The sequence below is a fragment of the Turicibacter sp. HGF1 genome (assembly GCF_000191865.1).
Taxonomy (GTDB): domain Bacteria; phylum Bacillota_I; class Bacilli_A; order MOL361; family Turicibacteraceae; genus Turicibacter; species Turicibacter sanguinis.
The window spans coordinates 1-546 of the sequence record NZ_AEXQ01000135.1; the positions used below are offsets into that span (position 1 = coordinate 1).

5 tRNA genes are annotated in these 546 nt (G+C 52.2%); all 5 read left to right on the forward strand.

The window, feature by feature from the left end:
* Positions 1 to 92 precede the first annotated feature (92 nt).
* Positions 93 to 167, forward strand: a tRNA-Gln gene (locus HMPREF9402_RS13145).
* A 6-nt stretch (positions 168 to 173) separates the two neighbouring features.
* A tRNA-Lys gene (locus HMPREF9402_RS13150) sits at positions 174 to 249 on the forward strand.
* A 38-nt stretch (positions 250 to 287) separates the two neighbouring features.
* Positions 288 to 376, forward strand: a tRNA-Leu gene (locus HMPREF9402_RS13155).
* An 8-nt stretch (positions 377 to 384) separates the two neighbouring features.
* Positions 385 to 461: transfer RNA gene (locus HMPREF9402_RS13160), tRNA-Arg, on the forward strand.
* Between the two features lie 5 nt (positions 462 to 466).
* Positions 467 to 543, forward strand: a tRNA-Pro gene (locus HMPREF9402_RS13165).
* Positions 544 to 546: the final 3 nt, after the last annotated feature.

Sequence of the window (546 nt, forward strand, 5' to 3'; positions counted from 1 at the left end):
TGGGGTAGCGAAGTGGCTAAACGCGGCGGACTGTAAATCCGCTCTCTCCGAGTTCGGCGGTTCGAATCCGTCCCCCACCACCACTTTGAAAATGGGCTATAGCCAAGCGGTAAGGCAACGGACTTTGACTCCGTCATGCGCTGGTTCGAATCCAGCTAGCCCAGCCATTAAAAGTCCTGCTAGCTCAGTTGGTAGAGCATCTGACTTTTAATCAGAGGGTCAGAGGTTCGAGTCCTCTGCAGGACACCATTTTTAAAAAAAGAATAAACATTTATGGATAAATAAATGCCTGGGTGGCGGAACTGGTAGACGCACAGGACTTAAAATCCTGCGGGTGGTGACACCCGTGCCGGTTCGATTCCGGCCCTAGGCACCAACTTAATAGCGCCCATAGCTCAATTGGATAGAGCGTTTGACTACGGATCAAAAGGTTAGGGGTTCGACTCCTCTTGGGCGCGCCATAAAACGGGAAGTGGCTCAGCTTGGTAGAGCACCTGGTTTGGGACCAGGGGGTCGCAGGTTCGAATCCTGTCTTCCCGACCATTA